The 15117-nt window shown below is 41.4% G+C and carries 14 protein-coding genes; 4 read left to right on the top strand and 10 right to left on the bottom strand.

Features of this window, described 5'->3' with window-relative positions; genetic code table 11:
- Nucleotides 1-33 precede the first annotated feature (33 nt).
- On the top strand, nt 34-1575 hold the full coding sequence (locus ACJAT7_RS09195; RefSeq protein WP_415226506.1) for a diguanylate cyclase domain-containing protein: 1542 nt from the start codon (nt 34-36) through the stop codon (nt 1573-1575).
- 88 nt (nt 1576-1663) lie between these two features.
- Here ACJAT7_RS09195 and ACJAT7_RS09190 read toward each other — a convergent pair whose 3' ends face one another.
- The gene (locus tag ACJAT7_RS09190; protein WP_415226505.1) at nt 1664-3070 is read right to left on the bottom strand and encodes an amino acid permease; all 1407 of its coding nucleotides are present in this window, start codon (nt 3068-3070) and stop codon (nt 1664-1666) included.
- 686 nt (nt 3071-3756) lie between these two features.
- Here ACJAT7_RS09190 and ACJAT7_RS09185 point away from each other — a divergent pair.
- Nucleotides 3757-4071 carry a DUF1840 domain-containing protein gene (locus ACJAT7_RS09185; RefSeq protein WP_415226504.1) on the top strand — a complete coding sequence of 105 codons (315 nt, stop codon included), beginning with the start codon at nt 3757-3759 and terminating at the stop codon, nt 4069-4071.
- A gap of 511 nt (nt 4072-4582) precedes the next feature.
- On the opposite strand, the gene ACJAT7_RS09180 is transcribed toward ACJAT7_RS09185, so the two are convergent.
- The 4 genes from ACJAT7_RS09180 to ACJAT7_RS09165 all read right to left on the bottom strand — a co-directional run bounded on the left by ACJAT7_RS09180 (nt 4583) and on the right by ACJAT7_RS09165 (nt 9986).
- Nucleotides 4583-7231: a hypothetical protein gene (locus ACJAT7_RS09180; RefSeq protein WP_415226503.1), complete on the bottom strand. Its 2649-nt coding sequence runs from the start codon at nt 7229-7231 to the stop codon at nt 4583-4585.
- Nucleotides 7138-8553 (bottom strand): hypothetical protein, encoded by a 1416-nt coding sequence (locus ACJAT7_RS09175; protein ID WP_415226502.1) that lies wholly within the window; start codon nt 8551-8553, stop codon nt 7138-7140. Before ACJAT7_RS09175 ends, ACJAT7_RS09180 begins: the two co-directional genes overlap by 94 nt.
- 192 nt (nt 8554-8745) lie before the next feature.
- Nucleotides 8746-9702, bottom strand: coding sequence for an NADP-dependent oxidoreductase (locus ACJAT7_RS09170; RefSeq protein ID WP_415226501.1), 957 nt, complete (start codon nt 9700-9702; stop codon nt 8746-8748).
- Between the two features lie 68 nt (nt 9703-9770).
- Entirely contained in the window at nt 9771-9986 is a 216-nt protein-coding gene (locus ACJAT7_RS09165) for a hypothetical protein (protein WP_415226500.1), read from the bottom strand.
- Nucleotides 9987-10066: 80 nt separating this feature from the next.
- Here ACJAT7_RS09165 and ACJAT7_RS09160 point away from each other — a divergent pair, with 80 nt between their 5' ends.
- Nucleotides 10067-10987, top strand: coding sequence for a LysR substrate-binding domain-containing protein (locus tag ACJAT7_RS09160; RefSeq protein WP_415226499.1), 921 nt, complete (start codon nt 10067-10069; stop codon nt 10985-10987).
- 364 nt (nt 10988-11351) lie between these two features.
- Here ACJAT7_RS09160 and ACJAT7_RS09155 read toward each other — a convergent pair whose 3' ends face one another.
- Nucleotides 11352-11558: a cold-shock protein gene (locus ACJAT7_RS09155; protein WP_415226498.1), complete on the bottom strand. Its 207-nt coding sequence runs from the start codon at nt 11556-11558 to the stop codon at nt 11352-11354.
- Between the two features lie 394 nt (nt 11559-11952).
- Here ACJAT7_RS09155 and ACJAT7_RS09150 point away from each other — a divergent pair, with 394 nt between their 5' ends.
- Nucleotides 11953-12276 (top strand): hypothetical protein, encoded by a 324-nt coding sequence (locus ACJAT7_RS09150; protein ID WP_415226497.1) that lies wholly within the window; start codon nt 11953-11955, stop codon nt 12274-12276.
- Nucleotides 12277-12386: 110 nt separating this feature from the next.
- Here the strand turns inward: ACJAT7_RS09150 and trhA are convergent, their stop codons facing one another.
- The 4 genes from trhA to ACJAT7_RS09130 form a co-directional block, all read right to left on the bottom strand.
- Nucleotides 12387-13019 carry a PAQR family membrane homeostasis protein TrhA gene (gene trhA, locus ACJAT7_RS09145; RefSeq protein WP_415226496.1) on the bottom strand — a complete coding sequence of 211 codons (633 nt, stop codon included), beginning with the start codon at nt 13017-13019 and terminating at the stop codon, nt 12387-12389.
- 208 nt (nt 13020-13227) lie between these two features.
- Complete coding sequence (thiE, locus tag ACJAT7_RS09140) at nt 13228-13851, bottom strand: thiamine phosphate synthase (RefSeq protein WP_415226495.1); 624 nt, start codon at nt 13849-13851, stop codon at nt 13228-13230.
- Nucleotides 13852-13872: 21 nt separating this feature from the next.
- Nucleotides 13873-14664, bottom strand: coding sequence for a hydroxyethylthiazole kinase (gene thiM / locus ACJAT7_RS09135; protein ID WP_415226494.1), 792 nt, complete (start codon nt 14662-14664; stop codon nt 13873-13875).
- A partial coding sequence (locus ACJAT7_RS09130) for a TenA family protein (protein ID WP_415226493.1) occupies nt 14661-15117 on the bottom strand: 457 nt, incomplete at its 5' end. The genes thiM and ACJAT7_RS09130, both read right to left, overlap by 4 nt.

Raw genomic sequence — 15117 nt, 5'->3', positions numbered from 1 at the left:
TTAACTAATAAACAGCATTGCAGGAAAACAATTATGCCGTCCAACGCCCCATATCAGATCAACGATACGGCAGTAATCTCCGTCTCTAAGCTACGTCAGCGCTATATTATCGCACTCTCGCTCATTGCACTGCTGATCATCGGCTCGCAAATTGTAATACAATTTTCATTAGCAGCCCAAATATATGATTCACACATTGTCAATATTGCCGGTAGACAACGTATGTTGAGCCAGAAAATAACCAAGTTGAGTTATTATATTTCAACCGCTGAATCCGAAGCGCAAGCATCGCGTTATCGCATAGAGCTTAAAGATGCGGCCGATTTGTGGGAATATTCTCACCTTGGGTTAATCCACGGAAATAAGGATTTAAAGTTACCTGGCGATAATAGCAGAAAGATTATCGCCTTATTTAACGGCATCCAATCCAACTATGAAACAATACTCAATGCGGCAGCGATAATCAGCTCCTCATTTGAAATAACAGAGCTTAGGCAGAATGCGTATTCTATAGCGCAACATGAAGCTGATTTCCTGAAGGGAATGAATGAGATTGTATTTCAGTATGACCGGGAAGCAAACGCTAAGGTCACATCTGCCAAATGGCTTGAAATCTCTTTAATGATCACCACTCTCATTGTATTGCTGCTGGAAGCTATTTTTATTTTCTCTCCTGCTACCAAGAGTCTGCAGCAGAACATGCTGCGACTTATTGAGCGCGAGCAAAATTTTCAACATCTTTTTGCTGCCAGCCCAATCTCAATATTACTGGTAGATCCCGCTGACTTTTCGGTTCTACACGCCAATAAAAAAGCACAAACTTTAATCGGAGAGCCCTTAGACACCATTTGTACAACAACACTGCAAACCTATTTGGGTGACAACTATGAAAGCAATAATCTGTTTATCAAAAAACTTAAAAAAGGCGAGAGCTTCAACGAGTATGAGATAGTTATCCTCAGTACACAGGGAGCGGTCTTTGAGACACTGGCCTCGGTCCGTGTTATTACTTTTGAAAGAAAAAAGGTCTTTGTTATAGGCATCACAGACATTAGCGAACTCAAAAGAGCACAAGAGAAGCTCGAACACCATGCCTCCTTCGACGAAATGACCGGGTTGTTGAACCGTCGCACAGGGTTGCTGTTTCTTGAAAAAGCAATGAAACTGAAACAGCGGAACTGTGGCCAACTATCAATTTGCTATATTGATATCGATGGTTTGAAAAATGCCAACGATCAATATGGGCATGGGGAAGGTGACTGGTTGATTTGCGCAGTATCCCGCGCCCTAAGCGACAACATTCGTGGCAGCGATGCAGCGGTTAGACTTGGCGGGGATGAATTCCTGCTTATATTACAGAACTGCTCAAGCGAAGATGCCAACCACCTTGTTGTCAAAGTAGAAACGCGTCTAAAAGAGATCGAGGTTGCCGAACATAAGCCATTTTCGATTGAGTTTAGCTATGGTGTTACTACCTACGCACCGGAAAGAGATATTACGCCAGATGAACTTATCTCGGAAGCGGATAAGTTGATGTATCAGTTAAAGCATCGGAAAAAAGTTAAATCTTGCTGACAACGATATGAAAAGGTTGTCGATTTACTAGCGCAAAAGACAGGACACCTATGGCCCGTCTTTCCGCTATTATCAATCCACTCTTCAATCATTTTTTTGTTGGTTTTACTTTTAGAGACGCAATGGAAATTATAACAACAATACCTATACTCACAAACAATCCCATACGATGAGTTGGATTAAATGACACCCCAATTAGAGTAAGGATTATGAGAAAAATACCCAAATATGAACTATATGGTGCAAACAGCATTTCAAATTTTTTCCCTGCGGAGGCGCTGTTAATAGAATAATTTTTCCGATTCTTTATTTGCGATGCTAAAATAATAATCCAATTACTAATCAATAATACACCTGCAGAAGTGGCCAAATATTCGTAAATAGTGCTTGGTAATACAAAGGATAATATTATGGTTATGAATAGGCCACTGGTACCTATTAACAGTGCGATGACGTTTACGCCTCTGTTATCTTTTTTCAATACGATTTTGGGGGCTTCATGATCCTTTGCAAGGGATAACAATACATTTGTTATCGCAAAAAGTGCCCCCACGAAAGTAGAAAATGCAGCGCTGATAATAATAACATTAAAAATAGAACCTAAATAAGGCAAGTGAAATTCGGAAAGTGCTGTAATAAACGGACTATTACTCACCTGGATCTGATCCCAATATACCATTTTTAAAATCATCGCAATGGAGGCAACATATAAGAATGTCAAAGCAAGCATAAGCGCATTAATAGCTTTCGTTAAAGATTCGCTTTTCTTTAATTCTTTAGAAGCAGCGCCTACTACTGCTACACCAGCGAATGGGAACAGTGCAAAAATCATAGAAGACCAAAGTCCTGTTATCCCTTGTGGAAACCAGTTAAGAGCTGACAACGAAATCACCGATGTTCCAGCAGCAGCCTCCTTAGGAGATGCATAGCCAAGAATGAATAACATACCAAAAATGAGAAATGAAACAAGAGCCGCAATTTTTACAATCGCAAAGAATGATTCAATTTTTCCAAAATCTTTTACTCCTAGCAAATTAATCCCAAGTCCTAAGCAGGAGTAGATAACAGAGAATATCCATAACTGAATCTGTGGAAACCAATAGCGTGAAAAAACAGATAAAGCAGTGACTTCACTAGACATAATCAGTACCCCTGCAATCCAAAACATCCAGCCACTAATAAATCCAACATTGTCTCCAAAAGCTTGTCTAGCATAATCCCTAAAGGATCCGCTCTTTGGAGCGTTTATTTTCATTTCTGCCAGTGAAGTAAAGGCAATATAGGATATAAGTCCAGCAATTAAAAAGGCAATGATGACAGAAGGTCCGGTTAATTTAATTGCCACACTGATTCCTAAAAAAAAGCCGGCTCCCACAATAGACCCAATTCCAATAAGACTTAATTGCCACCAAGTTATTCCTATCTCGCCAGTTTGCTTCTTTTCCTTTTTTTTATGATGATCTACTATCTGTAAAACTATCTTTTCATCATGCATCCTATTATTTCCGCCCTTTCGTCGTAAATGTAAAACAGATTGTTATAACGCCATGCGCGACGTTAAACATAAATCGCATATTTGAGTTGCAATGGCTTATTTTTAAGTCGATATTGGCAAGCAGTCCTAGTCCATGGGCTAATATCTTGCGACTTAATCGACCGGATAATGTCCACCCTCTGAACGTGCGAGGTGATCGACCATATCATGGAGTAAAAGGCAGGACATCTATACCTTTTGTCCTTTTAAACCATTACATTAACTCTGGAATAAAAAACAAGGCGTTTTATACCCCTTTTACGTATGTGGATTTCACCGGTTTCACAATATTTTTTTCATCACCATTTAGATGCGCTCGTATACGTTTTTTTGAGAAGCGGTACTCTAACCCTATGATATTTGCGCACCTGTTATCCTCTTCGACTTACAAACCAACAAGTAGACGGGAAATTCAGAGCATAATGCGATAGAATCTGCTGTTCAAATCAACATTTGGGGTAAAAGACTTTATTATTCCGATACTCAATTGTGAATATCCTTCACAGAATTATTCGTAAGCAGGACAATGCAGCCAACAGCGCGCATTGTAATTACGTCAGAAGTGGAAACACTACGCAGTCGAATTGCTGTATTAGAGAGATGAAGCGCTCCCAATAAATGAACTACTCAATAAAAAGGAAGTGTTTATGCTGATAACTTTTTCCTGCCCTGCCTACGCCAACATAACGATGTTTGGTGATGTGGCGGTCCAGCTACTTAAAATGATGGGCCACAGCGGTACGGTACCCAGCGCTCTCAATGCAGAAAACGTCCAAGCAGCTCTGAAGCGTCTGGAGGCAGCCGTCGAGCGGTCACCGGTGCAGGACGCATCTATGAACGATAGTGACGACGAGAACAACGAACCTGCCGTAAGTCTGTCGCTTCGGGCCTTGCCTTTGATTGAATTGCTCAGGGCTGCGGCCAAAGAAAAATGCAATGTGATGTGGAACAGCAATAAATAATCCAGCATGGACATGCCGTCGTTAGTTGAATTTCGGGCAGTGATGACAAAGAATAACTGACGTCTCGCCCCCAAGAGAATAAAAACAGTTGTTGGCAAATGGACTTATTAAAAATAATTTTTAAGGAAAATTGTGCATGTACATTTACAGGGATTTCTACCAATGTCCCATAGCCAAGTGTATTTGTACCGTGCGAGCTAGAAAGCTAACTTGCAAACTTTTTCGTTCAGGTCATTCATCTGTGTATCCTTTGGATTTAGTCTCTATTGATATAGGTTATAGCGCTCCGATTAACTCGATTCTTCTGCTTACCCCAAAGTGGTATCGAAGGGTGTTAGCGGAGCATTAACCCGACAAAAATATCTACGGGTTAATAAAAGTAATAATTTAGAAAGTCAGGATTTACCTCTTTTTTGAATTGGAAGAGGTAAATTGACGCGCCAGCTAAACCGCCCTTATAAGTAGGCTCAAAATTATTTTTTGCAGCGATCTGGCCTGGGGTTGATATCGCCTAGACGTGACATGATTTGCTACTTGACTGGTATTTATCGGATAAGCATTCTGGCTCCATCGAGCCTTTAATACACTTAATATTATTGATGGTGCACTGAAGCTTGTGATCATCACCAAAATACTCGAAGAATGGCTGCCTGATCCCGTGTTCATAAATGAATGATTGGGTCTTTTTTCCATACCCCAATTCAACTATTGCATCAGTATCAGCCGGGACCATCTCTTCGAAGGATTGAAATGATTGAGCGGAATACATGGGTATATTGGTCATGTCGAGAATCAAATTTCGCACGTCATCAGCAGATGACGCGATACCGGTACCATTGTTTGCCAAAATCGGAATATCGGGTCTTGAAAATAAAATATTTTCATCAATCATAAAGTTGCTAATAGCGATTCTTGCCGGTGCGAGTTTGGGGGAGTGAATTATTTCAATAGTTGGTCGCTTAAACTCTATAAAACTAATAGTATTCCCGAATGATTCTTCAATAAACTCTTTAATCTCATTGAGAATACGATGATTTATGTATACGTGGACTTCTTCCTTTTCGTGGCTAAGCGTCTGCCAGCGGAAAACATCTATACCTTCAGGAAAGATGCGTTTTATTTCTTGCAAGTCTTGACTAATCGACCTCCCGACAAGGCTGACTATATGCCACTTTCCAAACTCGTTTAAATGCGCATGCTTGTAAATAATCCCTAACGCGCTGTTTGCTATTTTCAATCCATCACCGAGCGATAAGGCGTTGCTGGCGATAGCAGCCGTAATCACCCCATAGCTTTCACCACCCACACTATTTATAAAAAAGTCACTTGTTGATGTTTTTAAGTGTTCAAATAGGGCAAGATTATATACTGTCATGGACGAACCAATGCAGTTCCATTTTTCGCAAACATCATCATCCGGCAATGTGTCTTCGAAGAAAAAACGCGATACGTCAGCGCCTCCTAGCCCACCATACTCCGCTAAGATTTCAGACGATTTGTCAAATATAGCGCGCACCTGTTGATTTCCCTTCTCGTATAAATCTCTTGAAATATTAACGTAAGAACGGCGACTGTTCATTCCCGGAAAATAGGCATGTAATGAAATTTTAGACTTTTCCGGTCGCGAAAGATATTTAACTTTGACTTGATTCTTTTCTTTGTGAATGACTACATTTTCATCTATTACTGACGGGGCGACGCTTGAACCACGTTGACTCAGAGACAAATCAATCAAGGCATGATTTAGCGTAGTAAAACTATCGTCTGATTCGTCCCAATTCTCAATATGGTTTGCAATCAAACGCGCTACCAATGACTTACTTTCTGTAGACTTAGTTTCAAATATACGATCAATCTTTCCCATTTGGCTGAGTGCAGTTAAGGCGTATGCCGTTCGCATAAAACCGGACCGGTAAAACAAATTCGTTGGTGCGACCCCATTCTTAAAGTCGTATAACGTTGCAATGTTTTCAACAAGCTTATCGGTTAGCAAATCTGGTATGGCGTCGACCAGTTTTAGTTTGTGTGCAATATCCACGCAGTATGTATAGGCCATATAATCCAGTTCCCCTCCACCTGAAGCCATTAAACTTTCAGTTAGTCTCTGGAGACAAGCTTTTGTATTGTTCGTATATCTATGGATCAGACCCAAATTATCCAGTGTAGATAAGCAATAATGGCTAAATATTGCTTTTAATGCGAGCGGCAGAATGTCGAGCAGTTCGTTAGAAACTTTAATCCAGTCTCGCTTGTATTCTAGGTATTTGAGATCATCGAGGACGCCAATACAGTTAATCATTAATAGTATTGAGAAAACATATTCGTTCGGCCGTTTCTCAACTCTTTCTTTATCTTCCAGACTTGAATTCATATATAAAACCAGATCTTTCAGGTGGTTATGGTCAGGTCTTGTGGCGTAGTGCCCTAGCCCAACCAACCCCAAAACGGTTAAAAAGGCTGCGATCCCTCTTCCTTTATGCCAAACATCTTGCAAGCCTCTGGCTATATTGAAGGCCTGAAGAACATAATCTATATTACCTTTGGTCAACTTATCAACCAGACCTATGTGGGCAATACCTAAGAAGAGATTCCCATGAGCCTCTAATGCTTTATAGCATTCCTGTTCGTTTGCGGCGGGCAAATTTTGTAGCTGAATCAACGCATCTTCAGCAAGATCAATTTGCTTATTTATCCACAGATGAGGGTCTAATCCAAGTTTTCCAAAGGACTCAAATAGTATTGCGCTAGCCAAAAAATACTGATATGGATCGTCTATTTTCTTTAAGGAGGCAATTACCAGATCAATTCTAGGGTGCAATTCTTTTCTTTGAAAAAAGGGTATTGCAGGGTTATTAAAATCCAATATAAAATTACACAGTTCCTTGGAGAACTTATTGTAAGGAATAGATTTTACTGTCGACTGATCGACTATTCTAAATATCTCTTTAATGTAACTAGATTTTACGGGATCAAATTTTTCGGTATTCGCGCCAAGCCCTCGCCCCTTAACTAAAGTAGTCCAAGGACCTTGAAGCACTCTGGATTCATTGGTAATATTTAGCATGATTAAGCCACCTGCTTTGAGTCTGAAAACGGAACTGAAACGCCATAAAATGTTGATGTTCGCCCTTCCAGCATTCTCATCGATAGGTTTAACCACTTTATCCCTTCTGCATATATCGCGACCGGTCGACGTTGATCCTCGTAACTATCAATCATTGTTCCATCTTCATTCTTGTGGAAATGAAATGGCGGCATGGCTGTAAAGTGCGTTCCCATTACAAATGCAAACCGTATTATCCAGTTCGGGTCATTTTTAATCATCTCTGATTCAGGGTTATCTAAGTCCCATGCATCATACATAACAGATCTGAAGTGTTTCTCAATTCCTTCGTATGACAATGAATAGGAGTGGTTATCATGGGGAATAACGTCAATACTCATTCCGTCATGATTTATATTTGTCTTGAGATCAAATAGCTCACTGTGAATGACATCATACTGGCCGAGAGAATTATGCCACGGCTTATTGTCATACATAGGATCATCGGAACCGGAATCTACGCCATTTTCGTGAAATCCAATCGCTCTAGGATCTAAGAATTTTATGCCTATATCGTCCGCATTAAAGTTATAGTTTTTAACCTTAATGAATCCAAGTAACGCCTCTGGATTGGTGATTTTAATGTTCTCGGTGTTGGTATCACCCATTACGAGAGTGTGCCGAGGCGCCTCAAGTATTTCCAAGTAACTTGGATTATTTCTAAACTTTCTTAATAACCCCTTAATATTGAATAGTTTTATTCCATCAATATATATATATTCCGTATTAAGCAGAGAATCGGAGAATACATTTGGCGAGGTTTTTCTAGATAGCGCTAAACGTTTTTCTATTTTTTTGAAGTATGACTGATCCAATGTTGGACCAGCAGGTTTTCGTATCCTGTTGCTGTGAACAATGTTGTTTAATGTCTGATATATAACGACATATAACTTCGCAACCGCGTCAACTGGCGGCTTGTACTTTCTAATGAATTCGCTGACTTCGTCCCCGCCAATATAGGACATGTCATATATCAACTCGTTTACTAATTCACTTTTATCTACATTTTTTACGGGGGATCCAATTGTTTTTTTTGCGACCGTTCTCTCAATAATGATGTCGACGTATGGGAAGAATTGCTTTACGCGTTCGGGTAGATTTTTAAGATAATATGCTTGCTGTTTAGCCTTTTTGTATGGCGCCAACATCACATCTTTTCCATTCCTATCCCATTTTGCAGTGATTAGGTTTTCACTCAATATTTTTCGTACAGTTATCCCCTCTCTCTCGGGCTTGGTAAGGAAAATAGTTAATGATTCACTTCCACCAAGACCCAAACCTACAACTTTCTCTCCCGGGTTAATATAATTGATTAGATGATCCTTGTTAATGACAATATCGTTATTTACTTCCGCGTCTATTTGTTTTTTATTTTTCATTTTAACCTCCCCGTTGATTTGTAAGTGAGAATTGGATGATAAGTAATTCTAAAAAGTATTGCTGTAAATACTTGTGGTTATTATCCTAATTGGTATTGCATTTGAGTTTCTAACGGAGAGTCTTTGGGCAGGTGTTAAAAGGTGAACCCGACGATATTGCGTGCGGGTCCCCTGACAGGCCGGTTGTTATTGCTATTCTTGTATTTGAATAACTATCTTGCCACGTGTGTGACCAGATTCACTTTTCGCATGTGCTTTTGCGATCTCTTCTAGTCGAAAAACACTGTCTATTTCAACCTTTATACTGCCAGAATCGATGAGATTTGAAATTTCCGCCAGCTGGCCTGCATTCGCTTGAACAAAGCAAAAGTTAGCACGTACGTCATGCTTGGCTGCTAGATCTTCGTTTGGAAACTCTACGGTTGATACAAGGCACCCCCCCTTCTTCAAGATCCCCCAAGATTTTTCAAAAGTTTCGCCTCCCACTGTATCGAATACGATGTCCAGATCTTCTAATTTTGAAAAGTCTTCCTGTGTGTAATCGATCACCTCATCGGCACCGAGGCTCTTTAAAAAGTCAATATTTCTAGATGATGCCGTGGTGTAAACGGTGGCGCCTGCGAGTTTAGCAAGCTGGATCGCTGCCATTCCTACGCCGCCGGCTCCTGCATGAATAAGTACGCGATCGCCTTGATTTATTCCACCAATATCGATCAAGGCTTGCCATGCTGTCAGAGTGACTAGCGGTACAGCTGCAGATTCCTGCCAGTTTAATGTTTGAGGTTTGGCTGCAATTTCATCTGCCGATACCGTGATATATTCTGCATAGGCACCATTCTTTGAAAAGTCAGGACGAGAATAGACTGCATCACCAAGACGCCATTGGTCGACATTGTCTCCAATAGATGCAATTTCTCCAGCGAAATCCCAACCTAGTGTTAAAGGAAGTGTGTGAGGAAGGACTTCAGCCAAATAGCCCTCACGCACTTTCCAATCGAGAGGGTTTACGCCCGCAGCATGAATTTTAATCAAAACTTCATTTTCACTGGGCTCTGGTATCTCAGTAACTTGCAATTTCATCTGTTCTACGCCGCCGTAGTTCTGAATTCGGACAGAGCGCATCCAACTTTCATTTATCATGTTCATCATATTCTCCGTTAACGCCTTAAATGGCGGCTTGATTGTTAATTTATTAATCTGTTTAGAAATAGATAATCCTAATCAATTTGATTAGCGCAGTTAAATAGGGCCGCTTTACGCGAAAACCCTTGAGCTTGCTTGCTCGCATGAACCTTTGGATCATGGCGGCGTGTCCATGCACCGCGTATTAATACGGCAATATTGATTACCGGGTTAATAACTAACGCGTTTACTTTCATTGCAGGCGCAGTATAAAGAGAAAAATGGTGCTTGATTAGGTATTGATAATGCAATACATTGATTCCATAAGCTCAACAATGGATGATATTTATATGAATAAAGGTTCCGTCATACTACGGATATCAGATTACCGATGAATAAGACGCGATTGGATAGCTTGCCGGCTCTGGCGCTTTTTGCGCTAATTGTTCAATATGGAAGTTTGAGTAGCGCTGCACAACATTCTGGTTTGAGTCGTTCTGCAGTCAGTAAACAATTGAGCGCACTTGAGGCAAAGCTTGGGGTGCGTCTCCTTCAACGCAGTACACGAAGCATCACATTGACAGAGGCAGGAAAGCAAATATTGGCTGAGGCCAGGCGCATACTGGATGCTTTAGAGAGTGTTAAAACACTATCTGAAGATCTGCAAGGAGAAGTATGCGGGCATTTAAAAGTTTCCTGCTCTACAGGTATTGGTCGCGTTCACGTAGTACCTTTGCTTAAACAATTTCGGGTGTGCTACCCGAAAGTTAATGTGCAACTGTTACTTGAGGATCGGCGTGTCGATTTGATTGATGAACAAATTGATGTGGCGATCCGTGTAGGCCATCTTCCTGACTCCTCATTAATCGCGTTGCGACTTGGCGAAATGACCTGGGTGGTCTGCGCAAGTCCAGATTACTTAAGAATAAACGGCACACCTAAAACCCCCACAGACCTCCTTCAACACGATTGTCTTTACTATAGTAATAATCAAAATTCATTCAAAACCTGGTTGTTTATGGGCCCCAATGGTGAGGAGAGCATTTCGATTAATGGCTCACTTTCTCTCAATGATTCGACAGCATTGGCTCAAGCCGCTGAAGAGGGTCAAGGTATTGTCTGGATAGACAAGAATTCACTCGGTGATGCGCTTGAAAAGGGACGTCTTGTTCCGGTATTGGAAGACTATTCCCTTAGCCCGGGATACCCCATTTATGCGTTGTATCCCGCGCGCAGACACCTTTCTCAAAAAACTCGAATGTTTGTTAATTTTTTGAGCGAAAGATTCTCACCTAGAATGCACTATCAATAAAGCGGTTTTCTTCTTCTGCAGCTAAAGCGTAAAAACGGTTCGGCGCACGACAGAGCGCCGGCGAAATTCTTCTTCATTTAGCCTTTTTAGATCATGGCGACAACATCAATTCCAGCTAAGGTCTATTTCAGCGCTATCTTAATGGCAGTGGAGTTGCCCTTAGGTTCAGTATGATAATTTATAACTATCCCACAGATAAATAGAGCAAAAGCTCTAAGGCGCTTTGCACCCTAAACGAGCTACAACTGTAATTCGAAAACGGGCATAACAGTTAAAAATCAGAAAAAAAATGGCAAACCCGCAAAGATTCACCATTTTTCAATATTTATTTAGCGCTGTGTTAGAGCTAAAATATCACAGCGAATTACAAAGCGACGATATTGTCTGCTTGCGGGCCTTTTTGACCTTGGCTTAAAGTAAATTCTACTTTTTGGCCTTCAGCTAAAGTTTTGAAACCTTCACTAGCGATAGCGCTAAAGTGAGCGAATACATCTGGACCGGATGCTTGCTCGATAAAACCAAAACCTTTAGATTCGTTAAACCACTTAACTGTACCTTGAACTTTGGACATAATATTATCCTGTATTGTTTAATGTGAAATTGCCTTCAAGAGGCTCAATAGCGTAAAAATAGACTAAAACTTAAAAACTTACAGAGCGTTGGATTATGAATAAAACTACGATATTAAGATTGTAAACAAAAGACTTTCTTTCATGCCGAGTTAAACACTATAGAACATGAAATAAAAGTCAACACCCGCTTGATAAATAACCGATAAAAATACTATGAAGGTACTTTGTGACCTTTCTACCATAGAATTCGGCCTTACAAAATTAAAATTAGTGATCCAACTATGCATTTACTTTTTGTAATCTAAGAATGGTTTTCTAGCACATGTTAGCCTATTATTTTGTGACTAATGTTTAGTAAACAATTGATAGTCTGAATGGATTAGGTAGGCGCCAATGAGTAGATGGTATGATAAACGACCTCGTTTGGGAACAAGCTTAGATGGGCTTAAAGAACTGGATCAGAAAACCAGGGAGCCTATTTTAAACGAGATAATAGATTTGGTTAAAAAAAATCAACTAAACCTTCTGACTTTTGAAAAAGCCTTAGACTTTCGTTTCGACTCTACTCGACTGCGTTGGTATGAACATGATCCTCATCTTTGGATGGTATTTAATGTCTTACAATTAGCCAATGTCACTATTTTAAAATCAGTAGAAGATTTTCTGGAAAAAGTTTATGACAGCGATGTAATTAAAAGTAAATCCAGCCATTATTGACTAGATACTCATAAAAATAGTTCGAATTAATACCATTTTAGTACCTCTTATCACCTGTTTTACAGCACCTCACACATTACATTTTTAGAAAGTGCATTGACTGGCATTATTCAGCGCACATAAACGATAATCGATATAAAGTGGCACAGAGAGCCCAGCAAAACAAATAGATGCCAGATGCCATGGGCGTGTCGTAACTTATCACGGTGATCCAGCATGTAGAATATAACTCCGAGGGTATAAGTAATACCGCCGGCGGCTAACCAGATCACACCAGGAGTGCTTATGGCAACTTTAAGATTGTTCCACTCCAATACAGCAAGCCATCCCATGAGCAGATAGATAAAAAGCTGCACCTTTTCGTTACGTCGCGATGGACGTAATTCCAGTAATATCCCCAACGCGGCTAATCCCCATAATATTACCAATAACAGCGGCCCATTCCCGCCACGCAGAGACACCAGCATATAGGGTGTATAGGTGCCTGCGATCAACAGGTAGATAGACAGATGATCCATGGTCTGGAACAGTTTCTTCAGCCCGGGGGGATAGAAACTGTGGTAGAGAGTTGACATGGTATAGAGCAAAATGAGGGTGCATCCGAAAACTGAAAAGCTGGCAATCATCCATGGATCATGCTGTTTAATACTAACCGTAAGCAGCGCGCCCATCCCCATTAGCGCCAATACCGAACCGATCAGATGGGTGATGCTATTGAGTTTTTCACCGTAATACATAGGCATTCCTGGACATTATATTGCTCATCTCTAACGTATTGGCTGCAAGTCTAGAGTATAGCGAATAAGGGGCCCCTTGTTCAGAGTCTAAGGCGTATCTGCCCCGCAACGCGTTATAAATTAACTTTAAAATCATATTAAGATCCGCTGCAGGCGCTATATTGTAAAAGCACCCACAAATTACGGCAAAAATGCACAATCAAGTATAACCAAACTATTTTCCCATCTGCTCGAGCAAATTATTTGCAGCTTGTCTTGGGGACTGAGCATGACAAATAGCCGATACTAATGCAACACCATCAACATTAGTGGCGATAACCGCATCAAGATTAGACACATTGATACCGCCTATGGCAACTATCGGCAAGGTGCTTTGCGCTACGGCATTAGTAAGCCCCTTAATACCCCATTCTTTTTTGATATTGGTTTTTGTTGCCGTAGAAAAGATAGCACTCAACCCCAAATAATCCACGGGCAGAGACTGAGCTTCAATAAGCTGCTGCTGATTTTCAATAGACAGGCCAAGCAACTTATCTCTACCTATTAATCGGCGGGCCGTTTCTACCGGCATATCCGATTGGCCCAGGTGCACACCATCAGCATCAACGGCCAGTGCGACATCCACTCTGTCATTGACAATCAAAGGCACCCCGGTCCCCTGTAAAATAGATTTAACGGCTAACACCCGCGCTATAAAAACGCGAAGATCGCCCTGCTTTTCCCGAACTTGCACCATGGTCACGCCACCGGCAACGGCTTCTGTCACAACCCTTTTCAATGTGTCGAGATCTTGCTTGTCATCTGTCACTAAATATAAACGATAGGGGTTCACTTTCATCTCCAACTCTTTTTCATGCAGTTAGGATAATTTCAAGCGCGCAGTCAGCGTCGCCCCATCCAACTGATACAAAGCATCCAAAATATTAAGCTGCAGACTGCCAGGACCTTTTGATTGCTCTGCGGCTATTTCACCCGCCACGCCTAACACTGCCGCCGCTGCTAAACCGGTTTCTTCGCCCACGGCAGCAAAAGCCCCGGTTAATGCACTGAGAGTACAGCCCATTCCCGTGACATATGGCATCATAGCATGACCATTATCGAGCTTAAATTGTCCCTCTGAGGTGACAATAAAATCTGTTGCGCCAGAAATAACAACCGAACACTGATAAGTTTCAAGCAGATACAGCGCAGCACCTAGCGCCGCCTCACTGCTATCGAGCGCATCAACGCCTTTGCTTTGCCCTTTCTCTCCGGCTAAGGCAATGATTTCCGAGGCATTTCCTCTAATAATCAGCTTTTTGGCGGCGGCTGCAATTTGCCGTGACGTTTCCGTTCGCAAGGTGCTTGCACCGCATCCGACAGGATCAAGAATGACCGGCTTGTTATGGATATTCGCCTGTTCAACAGCAAATAACATACGCGCAATCCAGGTGCTATCTAAGGTGCCTATATTGACCACCAAGGCACCGGAAAAAGAGAGCAGTTCAGCCATCTCATCACGAGAATGAGCCATAATTGGTGAGGCCCCCACTGCAAGCAATGCATTAGCGCTATTATTCATCGCCACATAATTACAGATATTGACCACCAGCGGTTTCTGTTCACGCAGCGCATTGAGCGCGCTTACGATCGTTTTAATATTTTGCTTCATATTTTATCCTTTGCATCGGTTCCTTGCTGCCAAAAAGCAATTTCCATGCGGGTTGCGGTTCTAAATACGCTAATGAGTTCTCGACCGCGCGGACTGTTTAAGTCGATATCAGCTAATAACGTATCGATATGTTCAGTGCCTTGCGCAGCGCCTTGCTGGAATTCATCACCACCATAGAGTGCAATCCAACTTTCAAATGGATTACCTTCCCGATTGGTGTTTTGATCCACGCTGAGGTTATGCCCTATCTCTGCATAACCAATAAAGCACGGAGCCAGCGCCGCGTATAAATCAACCATATCGCCTTGCATGCCGGCATCGAGTACATAACGCGTATAGGCAACAGTACCAACATCTTCGTCTTCAGCTTCCAAGTCCGATTCAGTCAGTCCCCAGTTAGCGCAATAACTTACATGGTGAGCGATTTCAACCTCTAGTAATGCATATACGCTC

Origin of the sequence: Psychromonas sp. (assembly GCF_047632995.1) — a bacterium.
Lineage (GTDB): Bacteria > Pseudomonadota > Gammaproteobacteria > Enterobacterales > Psychromonadaceae > Psychromonas.
Note: the sequence above shows the minus strand (reverse complement) of the source record. Positions and strands in the feature narration are given on the sequence as shown.